This is a genomic window from Saccharopolyspora sp. (assembly GCF_017434145.1).
In the GTDB taxonomy this organism is placed as follows: domain Bacteria; phylum Actinomycetota; class Actinomycetes; order Mycobacteriales; family Pseudonocardiaceae; genus Saccharopolyspora_C; species Saccharopolyspora_C galaxeae.
Window position 1 is genome coordinate 1 of record NZ_JAFRFW010000010.1, and the last position, 5,767, is coordinate 5,767.

6 protein-coding genes are annotated in these 5,767 nt (G+C 72.2%); 5 read left to right on the plus strand and 1 reads right to left on the minus strand.

Annotated features, from left to right (window positions below):
- From IJH84_RS00225 to IJH84_RS00235, 3 genes are all read left to right on the plus strand, one after another.
- Positions 1–562: phosphoribosyltransferase (locus IJH84_RS00225; protein ID WP_295138735.1), on the plus strand; the 562-nt coding region annotated here is incomplete at its 5' end.
- A gap of 363 nt (positions 563–925) precedes the next feature.
- Positions 926–1,204, plus strand: coding sequence for a hypothetical protein (locus tag IJH84_RS00230; RefSeq protein WP_200072507.1), 279 nt, complete (start codon positions 926–928; stop codon positions 1,202–1,204).
- 52 nt (positions 1,205–1,256) lie between these two features.
- Positions 1,257–2,495, plus strand: coding sequence for a GNAT family N-acetyltransferase (locus IJH84_RS00235; protein ID WP_295138740.1), 1,239 nt, complete (start codon positions 1,257–1,259; stop codon positions 2,493–2,495).
- 82 nt (positions 2,496–2,577) lie between these two features.
- Here the strand turns inward: IJH84_RS00235 and IJH84_RS00240 are convergent, their stop codons facing one another.
- On the minus strand, positions 2,578–2,763 hold the full coding sequence (locus IJH84_RS00240; RefSeq protein WP_200072505.1) for a hypothetical protein: 186 nt from the start codon (positions 2,761–2,763) through the stop codon (positions 2,578–2,580).
- 129 nt (positions 2,764–2,892) lie between these two features.
- On the opposite strand from IJH84_RS00240, the gene IJH84_RS00245 reads away from it, so the two are divergent.
- Both IJH84_RS00245 and IJH84_RS00250 read left to right on the plus strand, forming a co-directional pair.
- Positions 2,893–4,314, plus strand: coding sequence for an MFS transporter (locus IJH84_RS00245; RefSeq protein WP_295138744.1), 1,422 nt, complete (start codon positions 2,893–2,895; stop codon positions 4,312–4,314).
- A 57-nt stretch (positions 4,315–4,371) separates the two neighbouring features.
- On the plus strand, positions 4,372–5,767 hold a 1,396-nt coding region (locus IJH84_RS00250), incomplete at its 3' end, for an AAA family ATPase (protein WP_295138747.1).

The following is a 5,767-nucleotide window of genomic DNA, read 5'->3' on the forward strand; positions in this document are numbered from 1 at the left end:
CCGCGGCGGCGTACCGGTCGCCGCTGAAGTGGCGCGTGCGCTGGCGGCACCGCTGCGGGTCACCGTGGCCCGCAAGATCGGCGCGCCGGGCCAGCCGGAGCTGGCGCTGGGCGCGGTGACCGCGCACGGCCCGGCCACCTACGACGAGCGGTTGCTGCGCACCTTCCACCTGGAGCAGGCCGAGCTGGCGCAGGACCGCGAGCGGGAGCGCGCCGAGGCCCGAAGCCGCGAGGAACGGTTCGGCCAAGGTGCGCCACCGCGGCTGACCGGCCGGGACGTGGTGCTGGTCGACGACGGTCTGGCCACCGGCGCGACCGCCCGTGCGGCGCTGCGCATGATCCGGGAGTCGGACCCGCGCAGCATCCTGCTGGCCGTGCCGGTCGGCGCCCCGGACGCGGTCAAGGCGTTGCGCCAGGAGGCCGACGAGGTGCTGTGCGTGCTGCAGCCGGTGGATTTCGCCGCGGTGGGGCAGTGGTACGGCACTTTCCGGGAGACCACTGACGAGGAGATCCTGCGGATCCTCGGCGAGGTGGATGCCGGGCGGGGAACGTCCGGCGGCTAGGCCGCTGAAGAACCCGAGGGACGAGTTCGTCGGCTCGCGTTTCTAACTGTTAATTGCCTCGCTGATTTCAGTGTCGCCCGAAATCAAGCCTCCGGCATCACCCCCGACTCCGAACCTCACAAGAAGAAGCAACGAAGCGAGAGTGCGCAATGCGCAACGGAGTGGGGAGGTTGTGCGGGAATCGGGTGTTCTTGACCACCGCTCGGCGATCTTCTACCTCGATCGTGTGGCCCACACCGCCCGAGTCGGGTTGGCTGAGCGGTTATGAGCCGCTCCGATGACGCCGCTGCGCAGTCCGCTCCACCGCGGCCTTCCACGGCCGATCGATCACGCGGCACCGATGGCGGTGCCTACACCGCGGAGGTGGCCGAGCAAGTGGGGCAAGCGGCGCTGCAACTCGGCGCGCGGCTGCGCGATCCGGGCGTACCGCACTCCGTCGCCGAGATCGAACAGGTCACCCGCGGCTTCGCCACCACCGTCGACGGGATGGCCGAAGGGCTCGCGGGCGTCAACGACTGGCTGCGAGCGGCCGGGCACGCGGGTGCGCTGACCGGGCACGCCGGCGCGGTCGGCGACCGCCTGGCGCACGTCGGCCGGGAACTGGCGCGGCTGGCCGAAGCGGTCGCCGCCGCTGAGCGGTGATCCGGCGAAAAATCGATCGCGCCGCAGCGGCGGGTGCACTACACAGTGCCCGGTGCGCGAACCGTATCCGCTGCGCCCGGTGACCGAGGCCGAATTCGCCCCGTGGGCGCGCATGATCGCCGACACCTACGGCGCCGACCGCTGCGAGCAGGAGCTCACCGGCCAGCGCGCCGCCACCGACCTGGACCGCACGCTGGCCGCGTTCGACTCCGGGACGCCGATCGCGGGTGCCTCGATCTACCGGCGCGCGCTGACCGTGCCCGGTGCGGTGCTGCCGGTGGCCGGGATCGCCTCGGTCGGTGTGGCACCCACTCATCGCCGTCGGGGCATTCTGACCTCGATCATGCGGAGGCAGTTCACTGAACTGCACGAGCAGCGGCGGGAACCGGTCGCCGTGCTGCGGCCGTCCGAAGCCGGCATCTACGGGCGCTACGGCTACGGGCCCGCGACGCGCGGCGATCAGATCCGTTGCCTGCGGCGTTCGATGGTGTTTCGGGACGGGGTGGATTCCGGGTGCGGTCAGGTCCGGTTGTGCCATCGCGAGCAGGCCCGAGCCCGGATTGAAGAGGTCTACGAGCGGGCGAGCGCCGCTACGGTCGGCTGGCCGCGAAGGACCGGGGCGCATTGGGACGTCCGGCTCTTCGACCAGCCGCAGGCCCGCGGTGCTGCGAGCACCCTTCGGTTCGCGCTGCATCACGAGCCGGACGGCGAGGTCAGCGGATATGTCCTCTACCGGCACGCCGTTGATCCGGACGCATCCGCGGTGGTGCAGGTGGTGGAGCTCGCGGCGGTCTCGCGGCAGGCGCACGCCGCGTTGTGGCGATTCCTCGCCGGGATCGATCTGGTGCGCTGGATCGACTGCGAGGTCGCGGTGGACGACCCGCTGCCGCACCTGCTGGTGGATCCGCGGGCCGTGGTTTCCGCGCCGGTCGATCGGTTGTGGGTCCGGCTCGTCGACGTCGATCGCGCGCTCGGCGCGCGCCGGTATGCGGTGCCGCTGGATGTGGTGCTGGAGGTGACCGACCGGTTCTGCCCGTGGAACGAGGGGCGGTACCGGCTGCGGGCCGGGACGGACGGGGTCGCGTGCACGCGCACCGAAGATCCGGCCGACCTGCGGATGAGCAGCGCCGAGCTGGCCGCGGCGTTCCTGGGTGGCACCAGACTGGCTTCGCTCGGTGCCGCCGGACTGGTCGAAGAGCGCAGCCCTGGTGCGTTGCGGCTCACCTCGGCCGCTTTCGCCTGGGACCGGGAGCCGTTCTATCCGGGCGGTTGGGCCTTCCCGCTGTACTGAGGCCGTCTGCTGCGATCTCGTTCCGGAAAGGCACCGGGATCGCGCCCACCCGCGTGGATGGGCGGGCGCGATCCCGGCTCTCTCAGCCCGGTTCGTCGCCGGGTTCGGGTGGTTCGGGGCGCAGCGACTCCGGATCGTCGTCGGCGGGCGGTTCGGCGTCGAGCGCCTCTTCGGCACGAGTGGGGTGATCCCCCTGCAGCAGGCCCTGCATCTCCTTCTCCAAGGCGTCGTCCTGCCCGGGCCCGTGCTTGTCGCTGCCGCGTTGCATCGGTCCTCCTTTCCGGGGGTGTGCCCGGCCCCCTACCCGCACGAGGCCGCGTTGAATCACGGGCGGCCGTGGTCCGCGATCCCGAGCGATTTTGAAGTTAGCGAATCTAACGAACTAGGCTGAGCGGATGTGACCTCCGTCCGCAGCTCCACCACCCAGCGCCTGCCCCGGGCGTTCGTGTTCACCATCGCGTTCGGTTCGGTGCTGCAGGCGCTCAATGCTTCCACGATGGCCGTGGCGATGGTCGACATCCGCGACGACTTCGACGCCGGAGCGGCGGCTTCCTGGCTGATCTCCGGGTTGTACCTGGCCACCGCGGTCGGCTCGCCCACGGCGGGCCGGCTGGCCGACCGGGCCGGGCCGCGGCGGGTTTTCCTGGTGTCGCTGGCGATCACCGTGCTCACCTCGCTGCTGGCGCCGCTGGCGCCGGACCTGGGCTGGCTGATCGCGTTCCGGATGCTGCTGGGGCTGGGCACGTGCGCGGCGTTCCCGTCCGGGGTGGCGATGCTGCGGGCCGAGGCGGATCGCCGCGGCATGGCGCTGCCCGCCGATGCGCTCAGCGCGCTGGCCATCGCCGGGCAGGTGATGATCGCGTTCGGACCGGTGTTCGGCGGGGTGCTGGTGTCGTGGTGGGGCTGGCAGGCGATCTTCCTGGTGAACGTGCCGCTGGGGCTCGCGGTGGCCGTGCTGGCGTGGATTCACCTGCCCGCCGACCCGCCGCGGCAGGCCACCGCGGAATCTCCGCGCGCGGTGCTGCGCAGCCTGGACCTGCCGGGGGCGGGGCTGTTCATCGGCTGCATCGCGGTGCTGATGGTGTTCTTGCTGTCGCTGGCCGGCAGCCCCACCTGGTGGTTGCTGGGAGTGCTGGCGGTGCTGGCGACCGGGTTCGCGGTGCTGGAATCGCGCGTGGCGCGGCCGTTCGTGGACGTGCGGATGCTGGCGCGGAATCGCCCGCTGACCCGCACCTATCTGCGGACGGCGCTGACCTATGTCGCGTTCTACGTGGTCTTCTACGGCTATCCGATGTGGTTGCAGGGCGCGCGGGGGTTCAGCGCGGATCAGGCCGGGCTGGTGGTGCTGCCGATCGCGCTGGTGGCGATGGCCTCGGTCGCACTGGCCGGGCGGATGATCGGCGGCTCCGGCTATCGGCCGGTGCTGGTGATCGGTTCGGTGGCGCTGGCGGCAGGCGGGGCGGGCCTGGCCGTGACGCAGTCGAGCAGCGGTCTGGTGCTGCTGCTGGCGGTCGCGGCGGTGCTGGGGGTGCCGAACGGGTTCAACAACATCGGCAACCAGGCCGCGATGTACCGCCAGGCCGAGGCCGGGGACGCGGGCATGGCCTCCGGGCTGTATCGCACGTCGCAGTACGTGGGGGCGAACATCGCCGCGGCCGTGATCGAACTCGGCTTCGCCGGGCCTGCGGCTGATGCCGGGCTGCACCGGCTGGGTACGGTCGTGGTCGTGATCAGCGCGGCGCTGCTGGTGGGCGCGCTGCTGGAATGGGTGGCCGGTCGTCGCCGCGGCGGGCGCATGCCGCATGCTGGAGAGTGTTGATCACAATGACGGTGTGACGCGGGCACGGCCGATGCCCGCCGGTGTGGAGGTGAGCCGGTGGACCGGGGCAGTGTCGGTGATTCCTCCGCCGCCTTCGATTCGCTGCTCAACAGCCTGGTCGAGGGCGGTGGGGCGCAGCGGCAGGCCGGTGCGGGCTCGCCGGGGCTGGGCCTGTCGAACCTGCTGGATCCCGAGGCGCACGACGTGGTCTCGAAGGCGATCCGGGCGACGGTGGACTGGGGCAGCCGCGAGCTCGACAGCACGCACCTGCTGTGGGCGGTCACGCAGGTGCGCCCGACCGCGGAGATGCTGGCGGATTCGGGCGTGCGGGTCGAGGACCTGGCGACCGGGGTGCGCACGGTGGCGGGCACCGTCGACGCCGTCGCCGGCGGATCGCGCCGGTCGCCGGTGCTGTCGTCGTCGGCGCGGCGGGCGCTGCTGGGGGCGCACCAGGCCGCGCTGGGGGAGGGCGTGGAGGTCGTCGGTGCCCGGCACGTGCTGCTGGGGCTGGCGAAGGAACCGGAGTCGGTGGCCGGGCGCGCGCTGGCGCGGGCGATGGAGCAGGGCGAGCGGCCGCGGGGCCGCGCGCCGGTGCTGGGCGCGACGCCGAAGCTCGACGAGTTCGGGCTGGACATGACCGAGCTGGCCCGCGACGGCAGGCTCGACCCGGTCATCGGCCGCGGCGAGGAGATCGACCAGGCCGTGGAGGTGCTGGGGCGGCGCTCGAAGAACAATCCGGTGTTCGTCGGCGACCCGGGCGTGGGCAAGACGGCGCTGGTGGAGGGCCTGGCGCAGCGCATCGTGGATCGGCAGGTGCCGTGGCCGCTGGCGGGCAAGCGGCTGGTGTCGCTGGATCTGGCGGGCATGGTCGCGGGCGCGAAGTTCCGCGGGGAGTTCGAGCAGCGGTTCCGCGACGTGCTCACCGAGCTGCGCACGCACCGCGACGAGGTCGTGGTGTTCATCGACGAGCTGCACAGCATCGTCGGCGCCGGTGCCGGTGAGGGTTCGATGGACGCGGGCACCATGCTCAAGCCCGCGCTGGCCCGCGGTGAGCTGCACCTGATCGGTGCGACCACGGTGGAGGAGTACCGCAAGCACGTGGACAAGGACCCGGCGCTGGAGCGCCGGTTCCAGCCGATCGCGGTGCCGGAGCCGTCGGTGCCGGAGACGGTCGCGGTGCTGCGCGGTGTCTCGCGCAAGTACCAGCACCATCACCGGGTGCGGGTCGCAGAGGAGGCGCTGGAGGCGGCCGCGCAGCTTTCGGACCGCTACCTGACCGAGCGGTTCCTGCCGGACAAGGCGGTGGATCTGCTGGATCAGGCGTGCTCGCGGGTGCGGATGCAGCGTGGCACGCACAAGGGGGCGGACTCGCACAAAGGGGCGGGCGCAGGCAAGGCGACGGGCTGGTCGCCGGAGCCGCTGGTGGCTGCCGCCGACGTGGCCGAGGTGGTCG

What these genes read in the sequence shown, in the direction of transcription:
- IJH84_RS00240 (WP_200072505.1), bottom strand. Translation starts at nt 2,763, where the DNA reads ATGCAACGCGGCAGCGACAAGCACGGGCCCGGGCAGGACGACGCCTTG.